This window comes from Novosphingobium sp. BF6, assembly GCF_058273105.1.
Map to the genome: position 1 here is coordinate 1,689,746 of NZ_CM177776.1, position 18,253 is coordinate 1,707,998.

6 protein-coding genes are annotated in these 18,253 nt (G+C 65.2%); 2 read left to right on the forward strand and 4 right to left on the reverse strand.

Translation table 11 applies throughout. The features are described from left to right. Positions 1–35 precede the first annotated feature (35 nt). Positions 36–1,706, forward strand: coding sequence for a cation:proton antiporter domain-containing protein (locus AC4D6D_RS22515; RefSeq protein ID WP_491327741.1), 1,671 nt, complete (start codon positions 36–38; stop codon positions 1,704–1,706). A gap of 231 nt (positions 1,707–1,937) precedes the next feature. Next, positions 1,938–2,450: a hypothetical protein gene (locus AC4D6D_RS22520; RefSeq protein ID WP_491327742.1), complete on the forward strand. Its 513-nt coding sequence runs from the start codon at positions 1,938–1,940 to the stop codon at positions 2,448–2,450. Positions 2,451–2,454: 4 nt separating this feature from the next. Here the strand turns inward: AC4D6D_RS22520 and AC4D6D_RS22525 are convergent, their stop codons facing one another. The 4 genes from AC4D6D_RS22525 to AC4D6D_RS22540 all read right to left on the reverse strand — a co-directional run bounded on the left by AC4D6D_RS22525 (position 2,455) and on the right by AC4D6D_RS22540 (position 18,013). Continuing rightward, entirely contained in the window at positions 2,455–3,672 is a 1,218-nt protein-coding gene (locus tag AC4D6D_RS22525) for an HlyD family type I secretion periplasmic adaptor subunit (protein WP_491327743.1), read from the reverse strand. Further along, entirely contained in the window at positions 3,669–5,813 is a 2,145-nt protein-coding gene (locus AC4D6D_RS22530; protein WP_491327744.1) for a type I secretion system permease/ATPase, read from the reverse strand. Before AC4D6D_RS22530 ends, AC4D6D_RS22525 begins: the two co-directional genes overlap by 4 nt. Next, on the reverse strand, positions 5,806–7,098 hold the full coding sequence (locus AC4D6D_RS22535) for a TolC family protein (RefSeq protein WP_491327745.1): 1,293 nt from the start codon (positions 7,096–7,098) through the stop codon (positions 5,806–5,808). The genes AC4D6D_RS22530 and AC4D6D_RS22535 overlap by 8 nt, the downstream gene beginning before the upstream one ends. Positions 7,099–7,315: 217 nt before the next feature. Continuing rightward, positions 7,316–18,013, reverse strand: a complete 10,698-nt coding sequence (locus AC4D6D_RS22540; protein WP_491327746.1) for an Ig-like domain-containing protein — start codon at positions 18,011–18,013, stop codon at positions 7,316–7,318. Positions 18,014–18,253 lie beyond the last annotated feature (240 nt).

Here is an 18,253-nt window from a genome sequence, read left to right on the forward strand (position 1 = left end):
GTTTATGCCGACCAAGTTCCGAACGGGAGTTTCGTTTGCCGCATACCACGCCTCTCGTCGGAACGGTCGTTGCCGGTCTGGTCGTCGCCTTCGCCATGGGCGCCCTCGCCCATCGCCTGAGGATTTCACCGGTGGCGGGCTATCTTTTCGCGGGCGTACTGGTCGGCCCCTTCACCCCCGGCATCGTCGCCGACAGCGCCCTCGCCAACGAACTGGCGGAACTCGGCGTGATCCTGCTGATGTTCGGAGTGGGCCTGCATTTCTCGGTCAAGGACCTGCTTTCGGTCAAGAACATCGCCGTACCCGGCGCGGTGCTCCAGATCGCGATAGCCACCGCCATGGGCGTCGCCCTTGCCGCCTGGCTCGGCTGGAGCCTGGCGGGGGGGCTGATCTTCGGCCTCGCCCTTTCGGTAGCGAGCACCGTGGTGTTGCTGAGAGCGCTTCAGGTCGGTAACCTGATGGATACCGAGCGCGGCCGGATCGCGGTCGGATGGCTGATTGTCGAAGACCTTGCCATGGTGCTCGTCCTCGTGCTTCTGCCTGCGCTCGCAGGGCTGGCGAACGGGCGCGCCCAGTCGGGCATGGACCTCGCCTGGACCATCGGGCAGACGCTAGCCAAAGTCGGCGGCTTCATCGCGCTGATGCTGATCGTCGGCAAGCGCGTGATCCCTGCGGCGCTGCACTGGGCCGCACATACCGGCTCGCGCGAATTGTTCCGTCTGGCCGTGCTGGCGATAGCCTTGGGCGTGGCCTTCGGCGCGGCTTACTTTTTCGACGTGTCCTTCGCGCTTGGGGCCTTCTTCGCCGGGATGGTCATGGGCGAAAAGCAGCTCAGCCGCCGCGCCGCCGAGGAAACCCTGCCGCTTCGCGACGCTTTTGCGGTGCTGTTCTTCGTGTCGGTGGGCATGCTGTTCGATCCCTCGGTGGTGGTCGAGAATGCCGGAGCGGTGCTCGCCACCGTGCTGATCGTGATCGTGGGTAAATCGCTGGCCGCCGTCGCCATCGTACGGATCTTCGGCCATCCGACACAGACCGCTTTGGCCGTCGCCGCCAGCCTCGCCCAGATCGGCGAATTCTCGTTCATGCTCGCGGCGCTCGGCGTCCAGCTCAAGGTCTTGCCGGAAGAGGGCCGCGACCTGATCCTGGCCGGGGCGATCTTCTCGATCTTCCTCAACCCGCTCATCTTCCGCTGGCTCGCGGGGCGGCACAGCCTCGTCAAGTCGGTGGCTGCCGCCGAACGCGAACGCCGCGAGGCTGGCACGACACCCCGCCCCGGCGAGCGGCTCATCCTGATCGGCTACGGGCGCGTCGGCAGGCTGGTGGCCGAGGGAATAACCGGCGATCTGCGCAAGCTCGTCGTGGTGGAGGAACGCCCCGATCTCGTCAAACGGGCGCGTGAGACCGGTCACGCCGTCATTGCCGGCAATGCCTCCAGCGAGGATATTCTCGACGAAGCCGGGGTAAGGGAAGCGACCCGGCTGATGATCGCCATTCCCGAAGGCTTCGAAGCGGGCGTGATCGCCCAGCGCGCACGTCAGCTCAATCCTGCTATCCAGATCCTCGCCCGTGCGCACTCGGACGAGGAAGTCGATCACCTCACCCGGATCGGTGCCGATCATGTAGTGATGGGCGAACGTGAGATCGCGCGGCGCCTGCTGGAACTGCTCCGTTCGACGAAGCTTCAGAATCGACCCGAAACCGCCTGATATCTCTCCTCATTTGCCAGGGGCTCACTCGATTGACGCATGAGCGGCGATGCCCATGGTGAATTCTCCCTAAGCTATCCGGAAGTCCTTTTGTACAAGCGTGTTAGCTGCCGGGGCCATCCGGCGTAGCCCGCCGAACTTCAGTAGAGGCACAGGCCACTCTCAAGAGCGGCTTACCTCTGCACGGCGTTCCTGTACTTTCAAGACAGGGGCAGGATGCGGAGGCAAGTCATGGAAAAGCCCGAAGTCTTCACCGGCTCGCAAGGGGAAAGCGACCGTCGCTCCTTTCTCGCGGCCTGTGGGAAATACTCCCTGCTGGTGCCGCCGACCATGACCATGCTCCTCTCTACATCGCTGGCCTCTCCTGCGATCGCCAAGTCCGGCGGTGGCGGTGGCAATGGCGGCAGCAGTAGCGGAGGCGGCGGCGGTGCCGGTGGGGGCGGCGGAGGTGGAGGAACCCGGGGGGGCGGTGGACGTGGCGGCGGCGGCTCTCCGGGCGGAGGGAGCGCCGTGGCAAGAGCCGACGACATCTGCAACACCGGCGAGGCCTCGGTCGAACCCGTGGGCGACCGCAATCGCCTGCTGGCCGGGGAACCGGCGGACGTTCGCGCCCGCAGCTGGAAGATCACCTGCTGCAACGACCTGGAGCCCAAGGCCCGCACTCGCTCCTTCCTCGCCCGTATCCATGCCAAGCTCGGGAAGGGTAGCGGCAAGGCCCCAACCTCGACCTGCCAGCGCGTCTGAGCCTTTACCGCTCGCGCATGGCTTCCTTGGCCTTGTTGATGGGCTTCATCAGGTATTGCAGGATCGTCTTGCGACCGGTCCTGATCTCCACGGTCGAGACCATGCCCGGCATGATCGCATATTCGTGCCCGTTCTTGGTCCGCAACGTGGAGCGCTGGGTCCGCACATAAACGCGGTAGTAGACCTGATCGCGATGCACCTCATCCTGCAAGGTATCGGGCGAGATGCGATCGACCGTCCCGGCCAGCGTCCCGTAGATCGAGGGATCATAAGCCGTGATCTTCACCGTTGCGGGCTGGCCAGGCCGGATGAAGGCGATGTCGCGGGGCGAGAGCCGCGCCTCGATCACGAGCTGGTCCTCCAGCGGCACGATCTCCATCAGCGAGCCGCCCGGCTGGATCACCCCGCCGATCGTCGTCACTTCCAGGTTCTTCACGATGCCGCGCACCGGCGAATAGAGCACCGTCCGGTCGAGCTGGTCGCGGCGGCCGCCGATGACCTGCACGGTCTGGTCCAGTTCGGCCCGCGCCTTGGCATAGTCGGCGCTGGCATCGATCACATACTGGTTGCGCAGGGAATCGAGCTTGGCCTGGATTTCGTTCTCCTGACGGCGCAGTTGGATGATCTCGACCTGATTGGCCGCGCCCAGTTCGACCAGCGGCTCGGTCATCGCGAGTTGCCGCCGGGTCAGGGCCAGCGACTGGCGCAGGCTGGCCGTGGCGACATCGAGGTTCTGTCGCCGCGAGTGCATCAGTTCCATCTCGCGCGCCATCAGCCCCGGCGTCTCCCGAACCGCCTGCGGAAAGTTCGGACTGCCGCCGTTGATCTCCGCTTCCAACCGCGCAGCCGTCGCCTCCAGCGCCCGCGCCTTGGCCTCCGCCTCGCCGAGCATGGAACTGAAGCGGGCGCGATCGAGCGTCGCCAGCTTCTCATGCGGTTTGACGATATCGCCCTCATGCACGAAGATGCCGTTGACGATGCCGCCCTCAAGGCTCTGGATCACCTGCGAGCGCGAGGGCGGCGTGACTTTGCCGGTTCCCACCGCGACTTCGTCCAGCACGCCGAAATAGCTCCAGACCAGAAACGCGAGGATCGCGACCGAGAGGATCGGGATGATCCGCAGCCGCCCGACCGTGCGCAGCCAGCGGCTGTCCTCCTCGCCGCCGATGCCTTCCAGCAGACTGCTGCCCGGCGCTACCGTCGCCCCTGCCCCGCCGCTCATGCGCGTTTCTCCCGGATACCGGCAGGCCCGGCCAGGGCGGCGAGGACCTTCTCCTTCGGCCCATCGAGCGCAATGCGGCCGGAATCGATCACGACGACGCGATCGACCAGATCCAGCAGCCCCGGCCTGTTGGTCGTGACCACCAATGTCCGCCCGCGCAGCCATTGCCCGAGGTTGGCGACCAGCGCCCGCTCGCTGATATCGTCGAGGGGCGCGGACGGTTCGTCGAGCAGGAGGATATTGCTGTTGCGCAACAGGGCACGGGTCAGCAACAGCGTCTGCCGCTGTCCGCCCGAAAGCCCTACCCCGCCTTCCTGCAACAGGAGGTCGAGACCCTGTGGCTGGTTCTGCACAAGGGGCAGCCCGCCCGTCACGGCCAGGGCATGGATGATCTGTTCGTCGCTCACGCCGGGAGCGCCGATCATCAGGTTCTCACGGATCGTGCCGAGGAAGAGCTGCGCGCCCTGCCCCAGATAGGCAGTGTCCCGGCGCAAATCGACCGGGTTGATGAGCGTCAGGTTGGTGCCGTCCAGCAGCACTTCGCCGGTGGTGGGCCAGGCCAGTCCGGACAGCAGGCGCAGCAGCGTGGACTTGCCCGCCCCGATCCGCCCGAGCAGCGCCACCCGCTCACCCGCATGGATCGACAGGCGATCGACCTTCAGGGCCAGCGGGCCTTCCGGATCGTAGGCGTAAGTCAGGTCCTTGATCTCGTAGTAGCCATTGAGCGCGGCGCGGCGCAGCAGCCCCCGCTCGGGATCGTGGTCCACCGGCTTGGCGAAGAGGTCCTCCAGCCCGGTCATCGCGACTTTGGCGTTCTGCCAGCGCGTGAAGATCTGGCCGAACGGCACGAAGAGTACGAGCGCGCGGCTGGTCAGGATCGAGCAGGCAATCAGAGCGCCCATCGTCATGTCGCCTTCCATGACCTTGAAGGCGCCAGCCACCACCACGGCCGTATAGGCGAGCTGCTGGAGCGTCTGGGTCCAGTTGACGAACAGGGCCGCGAGAAAGCGCTGCTCGGCGCCGACGCGCGTTCCGGCGAGGGTCAGGCGTTCCCAGAGCGACTGGAAGCGGGCCTCTGCCTGAGCCGACTTGATCTCGTCGATGCGTTCGATGGATTCGACCAGGATCGCATTGCGCAAGGCACCCTCGCGCATCCCCTCGGTCGCCAGACGGGCAAGCGGGCGCTGGAGCAGCAGGCCCGGCAGCACGATCAGCGCCGCCGCACCGATCAGCACGAACGTCAGCTGTCCGGCCAGGAACGCGAAGAGCACCAGGAACAGGCCAATGAACGGCAGGTCGATCAGCGCCGAGACGGTCGTGGAGGTCAGCATCTCGCGGATCTGCTCGACGTCGCGAAGCTGGGCGATCAGCGCGCCGGTCGAACGCGGACGGGCATCGTTGCGGATATCCAGCGCGCGGGCAAAGATGCGCGAGGAAATGGCCATGTCCGCGCGGCGACCGATGCGGTCGACCAGTTGCACGCGTGCGGTCCGCAGCAGGAGTTCGAGCGTCAGCGCCATTCCGGTACCGAGCGCCAGAACCCAGAGCGTTGGGACTGACTGCGCGGGGATCACCCGGTCCCAGACCTGCATGGCGAAGAGCGAAGTCGCGAAAGTCAGCAGGTTGCCGAAGACCGAACCGAGCATGACTTCGCCATAGCCGCGCCGGTCGGCCATGATGATGTCCCATAGCCAGGACCGCGACGGCGCCCGCAGGAACTCGTCGAGGCGGGCATCGCGCGAACGCGTGGACAGCGGCTCGACGAAGCCGACCCGGCCCATAGTTTGGCCGCGAAACACGTCGATCGGGATTTCGACCGGAGCATCCTGCCGCATGCCGGGCATCGACACGCGCACACTGCGAGCATCGCGGGCGTGGAGGATCGCGGCGCCACCGTCGTTCAACTCGACGATGGCAGGCAGCAGAATCTGCGGCACCTCGTCGATTTTCATGGTCACGATCTGGAATTCCAGCCCAGATAGCCGCGCCGCGTGGATCAGCGTCTTTTCGGCGTCCTGCCGTTCCGACCAGTAAAGCCGGTTCGTCAGCTCCTGCGCGCCCACCGGCACCCCCTTGAGGGTGCCGAGCGCGGCCACCGCCGCCGTCCAGGGAGCGTGGAGCGCTTCGCCAATATCAGCCATCGAAGTCTTCCTCCTCACGCAGGCGGGCGGGCAGACCGAGCGAGGGCCGCAAGGTTCCGCTCACGTTTTCGAAGCGGACGCGCGCTTCCATGATCTCGTATTCCGCGACGATGCGAGCGCTTGCCGCGCGGTAGATTTCGAGCTGGGTGTTGAGCAGCTCGGTCAGCGTGCGTTTGCCGAGCTTGTATTCCTCGAAGAAGATGCGGCTGGCGGTCACGGCCTGTCGTTCCTGAAGGGTATAGGCCGAGATCCGCGCGCGCCCGGCACGGATCTCCTGACGCGCGGTCAGCGCCTTGCCGCGCGCTTCCAGCACGGTGCTGTCCTTGACCGCTTCGGCCGCACGGCGATCTTCCTCGGCTGCCTCGATCACGTAATGGTCGCTGCGACGGTAGAGATTGCCGGTCACCGTCACCATGCCGGAGAACGAATTGTCTCGGGTATTGTAGGTATAGTTGTTGCGCGTGTAGCCCAGCTGGAGGCCAAGGCGGGGATAGCGCTCCCCTTTGGCCTGGCCGATCTTCGCCGCCGCCGCATGCTCGGCTTCTTCGGAAGCGACGACGGCGGGCAGTTTCTCGTAATCGGGTTCGTCGTCGCCGGTTTCGAAACGCGATATCTGGGCGCTGGGATCGGTGTAGGCCAGCGGCAGATCGCCGATCAGGTTGAGCAAGGTAGACTGCGCCACCGCCAGCGCGGTTTCCGCCTGGATTGCCTCACCCCTTGCGCTTTCCACGCGGACGTCGGCCAGCATGAGGTCGGACTTGTCGGAAACCCCGGCATTCACACGCAACCCGATCAGGTGGCGCAGCCGTTCCAGTTCCTCGACCTGCTTCTTCGCCTCGACCGACAGCAGTTCGTAACGCTTGACCTGGAGGAAAGCGACGGCGCCCTGCTCCGCCAGTTGATCGGCCACCGATTCCAGTTCGTAGCGTCGCTGTCGCATTGTCGAGCGAGCCGCCCGGATCTCTCCCTTCGAGCGACCGAAATCCCAGACCTGCTGCTGGAGATAGACGCTGGGACCGGCCATGTTCTCATTGAGGCCCGAGGTGTTACGGCCGGATAGCATGTTCGGCCCGATATTGGCCTGATAGCCCACTTGCGGCGTCCAGACCGATTTCGCCGCCCCCAGATCTGCCAGCCCACGCGCCAGAGCGGCATTGGCCCTCGCGACTTCCGGGTGGCGCATCAGCGTGAGCACGACGGCATCGGAAAGATCGAGCTGTGGCGGAACCAGCGGTGCATCCACCTGCTGCTCGCCGTTCTGCTCGGTCCCGCCTGCGGTCGACATTATTTCTCTCGACGAAGCGGAGGATGCTTCTGCCAATTGCTGCCGGATCGGAGGTAATTCTCCGGTAGCGGTTATTGCCTGCCTCTCATTCCGATCCTCTGCGTGACCTCGGCTTCCCATGATACCCAGGGCGGCGATACTCACCGCCCCGGCGAACCTCCACTCAGCAAATGCCATGCAACCCCTTTTATGAATGTATCACTCAAAGGAGTTAGACTTATACAACCACCATAACCGGATGGTCTACATATATATCTGTAGAACCTAACGAATAATGGTTATAAGCCTCACCATTTATAAGCGCCTGACCCTGAAATACTGCACCCGTCATGTTCACGGTGTCTTTTCCATCACCATTGATAGTCAATTGATGGGCACTTTCCGTCGCACGGATAACGCCTGCTTCCGTGAGATTTATCTGCCTTCCACTATCACCTGTGCCGAGATCGATAACCTCGATATTCCGGATGTTCGTGGCCGTGCCCAAGTCCAGCACCAGACCGGTGCCGCTGTCGATCAGAAGTGTATCCGTTCCGGTTCCACCATCGATCAGGATGTCGGCGGCATCGTAGACCAGGGTGTCGTTTCCGGCCCCGCCGTTCAGGGTATCCGCCCCGGCGCCGCCGCGCAGGAAGTCGTTGCCGTCGCCGCCATTCAGGATGTCGTTCCCAGCGTGACCGTAGAGACGGTCGTTCCCGGCGGTGCCGTTGAGCACGTTCGACAGGCCGTCCCCTTCGATGACGTTCGGTGATCCGCTCGCATTCAGCAGGCTGAGATCGAGCAGGGTTCCCGTCGACGCCGTAGACGAAAGGTTGGTGCTGTCGGTAGCGGTGATCGATACGGAGTTCAGCAGATCCACACCCAGAAGCGAAACGTTCTGCTGGAAATGGACCGTGTTGAGCAGTTCGTTGATCGCCAGGTTGTCGATCGTGCCGCCGCCGATCGCGGTGATCGTCAGGGTCGAGGTCGGCGCGACGACACCGAGCAGGCCCGCCGTGTTGGTGATGCTGATCTGGAGACCGAGTTCGGCCGCCAGCGCGGAGGATGCGGTCAGGGTATAGGCACCGAGGCTGAGAGCCAGCAGCGGCGCATAGCGCACCTGTACGCTTCGGAGATTGTTGTTCGGATCGTAGGCCGTCAGCGACTGGGTTTTGAGATCGATGAGGCTGAGCGCCTCGACCCCCACCAGGCCCAGGAGCGACGTGCCCGAGGACTGCACCACGGGTGCCTGCTGCGGAATCGCGGTGATGGCCACGGCCTGCGAACTACTGGGACCAATATTGCCCGCCGCATCGATCACGCGGGCAAACACGGTATGCGATCCGACCGTCAGCGTGCCCGCACCGTAGAACCATGTCGTGCCCGAGGCGGTAACATTGACCCAGTTCCCGCCGTCGATCTGGACCTGCACCCGCTCACCGACACCGAGCGTCGCGCTGAGCGTGCCACCGATCGTCGGCGAGGTGTCCTGCGTGCTCCAGTCACCCTGGGTGCCGGTATCCGTGGTCAATGAAGTGAAAGCGACGGTCTGGGTCGGCGCCACGGTGTCCACGGTCATGCCGTAGCTGTTGGACGCGGCGCTGACATTGCCTGCCGTATCGGTCGTGACCGCCGTAAAGCTATGCGCGCCGTTGGCTATGGCGGTCCCCGGCGTGAAGGTCCAGATACCCGAAGCGTTCGACGTCGTGCTTCCCAGCAACAGCGACCCATCGAAGACCAGGACCACCGTGTTTGCCGCAGCCGTGCCCGACAGCGTCGGCGTCGTGTCGTTGGAGGTGCCGCCATTGGCGACAGGCCCCAGGTTCGGTGCGGCATCGTCGGTAATGCCGGTGATCACCGGAGGCGGCGGCGCGGTCAGGTCCACCGTTATGACGAAGGAAGCAGAGGCGTTGCCGGTGTTACCCGCCGCATCGGTCGCCACTGCGGTGAAGGTGTAAGTGCCCTCCGTCAGAGCCGTGGGCGGGGTAAAGGTCCAGTTCCCGCTGGCATTGGCCTGGGTCGTGCCGATTGCCACTCCGCCCGAGAGGATCGTCACCGTCGAGCCCGCTTCCGCCGTGCCGCGCAGCAGCGGCAGGGTGTCGTCGGTCACGCCGCCGTTGAGAACCAGCCCCTGTATGCGGCCGACATCGTCCGTCGCGCTGGAAATGGCCGGCGCTTCCGGCGGTGTCGTGTCAATGCGCACGGAATAGGCCGTGGATGCCGCACCCTGGTTGCCCGTGGCATCCGTGGCGCGGGCGGTAAAGCTGTGGTTACCCTCCGGCAGAAGAGTGCCCGGCGTGAAGGTCCAGCTTCCCGTCGGTCCGGCGTTGACGGTGCCGATAAGGTTGCCGTTGTCATAGATCGAGACCGAGGCATTGGCTTCCGCCGTGCCGGAAAGCGTTGGCCGGGTGTCGTTGGTTACGCCGCCGCTCGCCACCGTGCCGACTTGTGGCAGGAGATCGTCGGTTATCGCGGTGATGACCGGAGCCACCGGGGGCGTCGTATCGATATTGACAACGAAGGCCGCTGACATCCCGCTCAGGTTGCCTGCCGGATCGCGTGCCGTCGCGGTGAAGCTGTGCGCGCCGTCCGCCAGCGGCGAAGGCGGCGTAAAGGTCCACGTCCCCGATCCGGTGACGAGCGCCGAACCCAGCAGGGCGCCGTTGTTGTAGATGAAGACCGTGGAATTCGCCTCTGCCGTGCCGGAAAGCTGCGGCAGAGCGTCATCGCTGAGACCACCGGTAACGATCGCTCCTTGCGATCCGCCGACATCGTCCAGCGCCCCGACAATGACCGGAGCGCCCGGCGGTGTGAGGTCGACGGTCAGGTTGAAGGCCGCTGTTGCCCCGCTCTGATTGCCCAGGGCATCGGTTGCCGTTACGGTCAGGGCGTGACCTCCGGCGCCCAGCGGTACTGGCGGCGTGAAGGTCCAGGCGCCGGAGGCGCTGGCCAGCGTGGTGCCCAGCAGGGTCTGGCCGTCGTAGACCGAGATGAGCGCGTTGCCCTCGGCGGTTCCCGTAAGAGTCGGCAGGGTATCGTCTGTCGCCGCGCCGCTGGCGAGCACGCCCAGGATCGGACCCACATCGTCCGTCACGCCGAGAAGCACCGGCGTACCCGGCGGCGTGGTGTCTATGGTGAAGGTGAACGACGAGGATGCCGGGCCTTGCGTACCGGCGATATTGGTGGCCACTGCGGTCAGCGTATAAGTGCCGTCGAGCAGGGCCGCATTTGGCGTAAGGCTCCAGGTTCCGCCGGCCGCGACGACGGTCGAACCGACGAAAGTGCTGCCGTTGTAGATCGAGATGGTATCTCCGACCGAGCCGGTGCCGCTGAGCGTGGGCTGGCTGTCGTTGGTCGCCCCGCCGTTGGCGATCGCGCCGACACCCGGCGTCGCGTCATCGAAGGCGCCGGTGATGACGGGCGCGGCAGGCGTGCCGGTCACGATCGTCAGAGAGAAGGCAGCCGAACTGCCGCTGACATTGCCGAGCGCGTCGGCGGCCGTGACGGTGAAAGTGTGCAGGCCTTCCGGCAGTACACCGGGCGTGAAGGTCCATGTGCCGTCCGTCGCCGTCGTTGTTCCGAGCAGCGTGGCGCCATCGTAGATCGATATCGTCGATCCCACTTCGGCCGTCCCGGACAGCGTCGGCGTGGTGTCGTCGGTGCCGCCGCCATTGACGATCGGTCCCAGCACCAAGCCGACATTGTCGACCGCGCCGGTGATCGAAGGCGTGGCCGGGGGCGCCGCATCGACCGCGATCGAGGCGCCGACGGACTGGTTACCTGCCGCATCGATCGCCACGACGTTGACGAGGGTTCCATTGGCCAGCGGCGGTACCGGCGTATAGCTCCAGGCACCCGTTCCGTCTGCCTGGACGGTGACCGGACCAGAAGCCGCGCCAAAATCGATGCTGACGGTGGCATTTGCCTCGGCCGTGCCGCTCAGTGCCGCGCCGCTGCTTGGTGCAACAACCGGTTGGCCGGGAGGCGTGGCGTCGACCGTGAACACGATCGTGTTGCCGCTGATGCTCTCGACCCCTCCGACCGTTGCGGTGGCGCTGATGCTGTGTCCGGTTTCGCCTAGGGGCAGGGTCGGCGTGAAGGTCCAGCTCCCGCCGGGACTGCTGATCGTCGTACCGATAACAGCCGCGCCGTCGTATATCGTGATGAGTGCATTGGCGCTGGAAGTGCCGGTGATCGCCGGGAATCTGTCATTGGTCACGCCGTTGTTGTCGATCGGGCCCTGGATGGCGCCGACGGCATCGGTGATCGAGATCAGGACCGGGACGTCCGGCTGTGGAATACCGCCGTCCCAGTCGACCGAGCCGGAACCGGGCAGCGAGTCATTCCCCGCCGGGTCGGTGGCAATGGCGGTCAGCCCCGCTCCGTCGGCGGCCCGGCCGGGCAAGGTGATGCTCCATTCGCCGCGGCTGTTGACCACTGTCTGATGGGGTGTGCTATCCCCAGTCACGAGCAGGGTGATCGTCGCACCGGCTTCGCCGGTTCCGGTAACGGTATTGCCGTCGCTGAGGTTGATGACCGGCGGATTCGGGTCGGTCAGATCGACGATGACCGTGTAGGCCGGAGATTGCGCGCTCTCATTGCCTGCGGCATTGGTCGCGGTCACGGTGAAGCTGTGCGGTCCTTCAAGGAGGGTTGGCGAGTAGGACCAGGCACCCGTCGTCGCATCGGCGACGATAGGTGTGACCGGAACCACCTCAATTCCATCGATGAAGAGCGTGATGATCGCGCCCGGATCGGCAATGCCGCTCAGCAGGGGCGTATCATCGTTGGTGCTGCCGCCTTTGGCGATAACGAGCGGGGTTCCGTCGTTATCGGTGACGGTCGCGATGCTGGGCACCGAAGGCGGGGTGGTGAGCACGGTGAACTCGAACGCCGGACCGGGCAGGCCCAGGTTCCCCGCCGTATCGATGGCGGCGAACGTGAGACTGTGGAAGGTGTCCGAAAGCGGAACGGAAGGCGTGAACGTCCACGCCCCGCTGCCGTTCGCCTGGACCCTGCCGATCTCGCCACCGTTGTCGTAGATGACGATCGTGGCATTCGCCTCGCTGGTGCCGGTCAGGACCGGCAGGCTGTCGTCGGTGGTGTCGCCCGAGCCGATCGGGCCGAGCACGGCACCCTGGTCGTCGGTTGCCGTCAGCAACTGCGGCGGTGCTGGCGGGGCGAGATCGACGGTGGCGTTGGTCGGCAGCGAACTGTTCCCCGCCGGATCGATGGCGACGACGACGATCGGCGTGCCGTCGGGCGGATTGCCGGAGAGCGGATAGCTCCAGTTGCCGTCCTGATCGACAGGCGCCGTAACCGCCGCCGCTCCGCCGATCGAGATCGAGACTGTCGAATCCGGCTCTGCGGTGCCGGTCAGCGTTCCGGTGCCGTTGGTCGGATTGACCGTGGGCGCGTCGGGGTCGGTCGCGTCGATGGTGAAGGTGAACGGCGCCGTGGTCGGGCTGCTGTTGCCCGCCGCATTGGCCGCGCTCACCGTGATGCTCTGTGGCCCTTCGCCAAGGTTGAGCGTGGTGCTCCAGGCGCCGGTCGGGCCTGCGGTGACAGTGTCGACCAGCACGCCGTTGTTGAAGATCGAGATGACCTCGTCCGCACCGGCCGTGCCGCTCAGGAACGGCGTGGTATCGTTGGAGAGGCCGCCCTCGATAATAGCGCCGACATTGCCAGCCTCATTGCCGCTCACGCTGTCGAGCGAAGGCACGGCGGGCGGAACCGTGTCCACCGTCACCTCGTAGTCGTTGGAGGATGCGCCGGTATTGCCGGCCACATTCGTCGCCGTGGCGCGCAAATCGTAGGCCTTGTCCGGCAGCGGGTCGGTCGGCGTGAAGCTCCAGAACCCGTTGCCATCGGCAACTGTGGTACCCAGTTCGGTCGTACCGTCGTAGATCGTGATCGTGGCATTGGCATCGGAAGTGCCGCTGATCGTCGGCAGGGCATCGTCGGTGGTGCCGCCGGGGCCGACATTGCCGAGGATAAGACCCGCGTGATCCTCCACCCCGGTGATAACGGGCGCACCGGGCGTGCCGGTATCGACCGTGACGTCGTAGGGTTCGGAAAGGCCGCTGGTATTGCCGAGGGCGTCTGCCGCGCTGGCGGTGAAGACATGGGCGGTATTGGAAAGCGGCGCGGTTATTTCGAACTGCCACGCGCCCGTAGCCGAAGCCTCGGCCGTGCCGATCGGTACGCCGTTGTCGTAGATCGTCACCGTCGCGCCGGGTTCGGCCGTGCCGGTAATGACCGGCAGCGGATCGTCGGTGCCACCGCCATCGGGCACGTTGCCGGTCTGGTCGCCGACGGCATCGATAACGCCGGTGATGATCGGCGCGGCGGGCGGCGTCAGATCGATGACGATGCTGTCGGTTCCCGAGACATTCCCCGCCTCATCCACGGCAACGACCGTCACCGTCACGCCGTTTGCCAGCGGCGGATTGGCGATATAGGTCCAAAGCCCGTCGCCGTCCGCCGTGGTGAAATCGTCAGCGATACCGTCACCGGTGAAGTCGAGTTCGATCCGGGCGTTGGCCTCGGCGGTTCCGGTCAGGATCGTGCCAGCGCTCGGTTCCACGATCGGCGCCTCGGGCGCTTTGGTATCGACGAACAGCGTGAATACGCCCGAAACCTGGCTGCTGTTGCCCACGGCATCGGTCGCGGTTGCCGTAAAATCGTGCCGCCCCTCGGAAAGGCCGCCAGGCGGCGTGAACGTCCAACCGCCGCTGCCGTCCATCATCGCCGTGCCGATGACAACGCCATTGTCGAGGATGGTCACGGTGCTGCCTATGGCCGCCGTTCCCGAAAGCACCGGCAGAACATCGTCCGTGTAGTCTTCGGTGCCGAGCGGGCCGGTGTAGCGGCCCGTTCCGTCTTCAGCCGCGCTGATCGAGGGGGCCGCCGGGCCTTGCGTCGTAACCGTCAGTTGGAACGGCGCCGACAGCACGGTCACACCGGCGGGATTGGTTACACTGGCGGTAAAGATGTAAGTGCCGTTCACAAGCGCCTGGCTCGGCGTGAACGACCAGTTTCCAAAGATATCCGCCGTAACCGTCGTAACCGGAACTCCGCCTATGGAGATCGAGACGACTGCATTGGGATCGGCCGTGCCGGTCAGGACCGGCAAGGTATCGTCGCTCGACGCCCCGCTTGAGAAAGTGCCCTGGACCAGGCCGACATCGTCGAACCCCGATACGATCACCGGCTGCGTCGGACCGTCCGCATCCACGGTAACCTGATAAGGCACGGAAGGCGCACTGACGTTGCCCGCCGCATCGGTTGCGACGATCAGGAAACTGTTGCTGCCTTGCGGAAGGTCCGCGTCGGGCGTGAAAGTCCAGATCCCGAGACCGTTCGTATCCGCGGTTCCGAGAAGAACTCCGTTGCTGTAGATCGAGACGACGGAGTCCGGCTCCGCCGTACCGGTCAGCACCGGTCTCGGATCGTCGGTGAAGCCGCCGGGACCGACGTTACCGCTCTCCGGTCCGGCATTGTCCGCGACCAGCGTGATAGCGGGAGCATCCGGCACCTGGGTATCAACGACGAGCTGGAACGGCGTCGGGTCGCTCTCGTTGCCCACTGCATCGGTCGCGGTGATCGTCAGGTTGTGGCTGCCCTCGGATAGCGGCGCATCCGGAGTGACCGACCATTCCCCATTACCGTTCGCGACGGCCGTACCAAGCAGCGTCGTCCCTTCGTAGATCCGGATGACCGCATTGGCCTCCGCAGTGCCGGTAAAGACCGGCCGCGCATCATCGGTCGGCGCGCCGCTGACAATGGGTACCTGCCTCGGCCCCACGTCATCAAAAACAACCCCGATCGCGGGCGCGGGCGGTGCATTCGCATCGATCGCGGCATTGGTCGGGCCGGACACATTCCCTGCGGCGTCGATCGCCGTCACCTGAATGGGACCGCTGGGAAGCGGCGAGGCGGGCGTGACGCTCCAGGTACCGCTCTCGTTCACTTGCGCCGTTTCGATGACGCCCCCGATATTGATGCTGACCGTCGTGCCCGGCTCGGCCGTGCCGGAAATCGTCTCGCCATTGGAAGGATTGACGACGGGAGCAGCAGGAGGCTGGGTATCGACGGTCAGTTCGAAAGCGGGCGACGGCAGGCTGACATTGCCGTTCGTACCCGTCGTCGTCGTGGTCAGACTGTGCGGACCGTCCTCCAGCGGCGCGGGAACACGGAAGGTCCATGCCCCCGTTCCGCTTACACTGGCCGTGCCGATCTGGATGCCGTTATTGTAGATCGTCACGGTCGATCCCGGCTCGGCGGTGCCGCTCAGCAAAGGCTGCGGATCGTTGGTGGCATCGCCGTTCGTCAGCGCACCCTCCACGGGGTCGACCCCGTCGGTGACCGAACCCACCACCGGCTCCGATGGCAGCGAGGCATCGATCGAGGTATCAACCGTGACCGGCGAAGGCGCCGTGGCATTGCCCGCCGGATCGACCGCCACCACGGTTACCACCGCGCCGTTTTCGAGCGGCGACGGGAAGTTCACTACCCAGGCGCCGTTCGGCGCTACCGTCGCCGTCAGATCGGCATTGCCGTCCCCATCGATATCGACCAGCACCGAAGCGCCGGGTTCTGTCGTTCCGGAAAGAGTCTCGCCGTCGGTCGGATTGACCGTCAGCGCCGGGGGAGAGAAATCGAGCGTTACGACGTAAGTCGTCGATGGTCCGCTGACATGCCCGACCGCATTCGTCGCAGTAACCGAAAAGCCGTGGATGCCTTCGGAAAGGGCGCCGGTCGTCACGCTCCAGAAGCCGGTATCGCTCGCGGTCGTCGTGCCGACCAGCGTCTCGCCGTCGTAGATCCGGATGATCGATCCGGCTTCCGCCGTACCGTTGATGGTCAGCGTTGCATCGTTGCTGATACCGCCCCGCGTGACGACGCCGGTAACTCCCTCGACATCGTCCACCACTTCGACGATGCCCGGCGCAAGCGGAACCGTAGCATCGACGACGGTCGAGACGGGTTGGGTGCTGTTGCCCGCTGCATCGGTAGCCGTGACGGAAATCGTCGCGCCGTCGGGAAGCGGGTTGCCCGGCACATAAATCCAGTATCCGCTGCCGTCGGCCTGAGCGAAAGCGTCGGGTTCGCCGTTTCCGTCGAGATCGATGCCGATCGTGGCACCGGCTTCCGCCGTCCCGGAGATGACCGTGCCGTCGGTGGGATTGAGCGTCGGCGCTTCCGGCTGAATGGTGTCCACCGTAAAGGCGAAGGGTGCCGAAGCCGTGCCCTCGTTACCGGAAGCATCCGTCGCGGTGAAGGTCAGGTTATGCGGACCTTCGCCAAGCGGCGGCGCAGGGGTGAAGGTCCAGCTGCCGTTGGCGGCCACCGTCGCGGTGCCGATCTGGGTACCATTGTCGAACACTGTCACCACCGAACCCGGCTCAGTCGTCCCATTGAACGTGGGCGTGGGGTCGTTCGTCGAGCCGCCTGCCGTGATCGCCCCGACGCGTGGCTCGGCATCGTCGGTCGCACTTGTCACTACCGGAGCAGCCGGAGGCGTAGTATCGATGCTGCTGTCGACGGTGGCGCTGCCCGGAGTGGACGCGTTGCCCGCCGCATCCGTCGCCGTGGCACTGATAACCGTACCGTTGGACAAAGGCTCGGGAAGCGTGACACTCCACGTTCCGTTTTCACCAGCAACGGCCGTGGCGTCGGGGATACCGTCACCGTTGGTGTCGACCTGGATCGTCACGCCGGGTTCCGCCGTGCCCGAGATCGTCGTGCCGTCGGTAGGGTTCAAGGTCGGTGCATCGGGTGCGCCGGTATCCACCGTAAAGGCAAAGGGCGCCGAAGCCGTGCCCTGATTGCCGGAAGCATCCGTCGCGGTAAAAGTCAGGCTATGCGGACCGTCTCCCAGGGGCGTCGTCGGCGTGAACGTCCAACTGCCGTTGGCGGCCACCGTCGCAGTGCCGATCTGCGTTCCGTTGTCGAACACCGTCACCACCGAGCCGGGTTCCGCCGTTCCGCTGAATGTCGGCGTCGGATCGTTGGTTGAGCCGCCCGCCGGGATCGTCCCCGTTACCGGTGCCGCATCATCGGTCGCGCCCGTCACGAGGGGAGCCTCCGGCGGGGCCGTATCGACCGTGAACGTGAAGGGAGCCGATGCCGCGCCCTTGTTTCCGGCAGCATCGGTCGCCTGGAACGTCAGGCTATGCGGCCCGTCTTCCAGGGGCGTTGTCGGCGTGAAAGTCCAGCTGCCGCTGGCCCCCACCGTCACAGTGCCGATCTGCGTTCCGTTGTCGAACACGGCCACGACCGAGCCTGCCTCGGCTGTCCCGCTGAAGGTCGGCGTGGAATCGTTGGTCGAGCCCCCTGCCGCAATCGCACCCGTTACCGGCGCCACGTCGTCGGTCGCGCCAGTTACGACCGGAGCGGCAGGAGGAGTCGTGTCCGGTGGGGTTCCGGAACCTCCGCGTCTGCCGCCGCCGCCGCCACTCCCGGCTGCGGCAATGCCGCCTGCCAGGCCCAGTGCGCCAAGGCCGATCAGCAACCCGTTGCTGAAACCGCCACCGGCCGCACCTGCCGCTGCGGTTCCGGCTGTGGCCGAGGCGCCATCGAGCGGCGCAAAATCGTAACTCAGTGCCTCGCTCGATACATCGCCGGGCGCGACGCATGCCGTATCGCTCAGGTTGACGAGCCATTGCGCGCCGCTCGACGGATCATCCAGGCTCAACTGGCCGAGATCCTCGGGCTGGCAGGCGAAGTAGCCTTCCAGACGGATGCTCGATCCGTCCGCGAACTTCAGGATCAGGTCGTCGCCTTCGCGAACCATCGAGGCGACTGAGTTCGGCGGCGCGTCGATCCGGATATTCGAGTCAATCGGAACCGGTATCCGGGTTTCCCCGCTGCCTGCCACCGAAGCCTTGGCAGTCTTGCTTCCGCGATCCACGATCTCGACCCGCTTGTCCATCTCGTACCTCCCAACATGAGCCTCGCCATGAGGCGACGCATCCGGTTGTCGGCGTATCGAATCGACTGCGATTGGGGGAACTATAACAACGCTGTTACTTTACTAACCTAACAAACAAACGTCATGCCAGCAGGAGACAGGAGACTTCTCCACCGAACATGCAAGCCCCGGCAGTTTCATCGATACGTCTACACACCCATCATATAAGGCGAATAACTTTCGCGTTTCCACCCAGTTACG

Excerpts from the sequence above, each read along its gene's own strand:
- AC4D6D_RS22540 (WP_491327746.1), bottom strand. The coding sequence starts at position 18,013 with ATGGACAAGCGGGTCGAGATCGTGGATCGCGGAAGCAAGACTGCCAAG.
- AC4D6D_RS22535 (WP_491327745.1), bottom strand. The coding sequence starts at position 7,098 with ATGTCGACCGCAGGCGGGACCGAGCAGAACGGCGAGCAGCAGGTGGAT.
- AC4D6D_RS22520 (WP_491327742.1), top strand. The coding sequence starts at position 1,938 with ATGGAAAAGCCCGAAGTCTTCACCGGCTCGCAAGGGGAAAGCGACCGT.
- AC4D6D_RS22525 (WP_491327743.1), bottom strand. The coding sequence starts at position 3,672 with ATGAGCGGCGGGGCAGGGGCGACGGTAGCGCCGGGCAGCAGTCTGCTG.
- AC4D6D_RS22530 (WP_491327744.1), bottom strand. The coding sequence starts at position 5,813 with ATGGCTGATATTGGCGAAGCGCTCCACGCTCCCTGGACGGCGGCGGTG.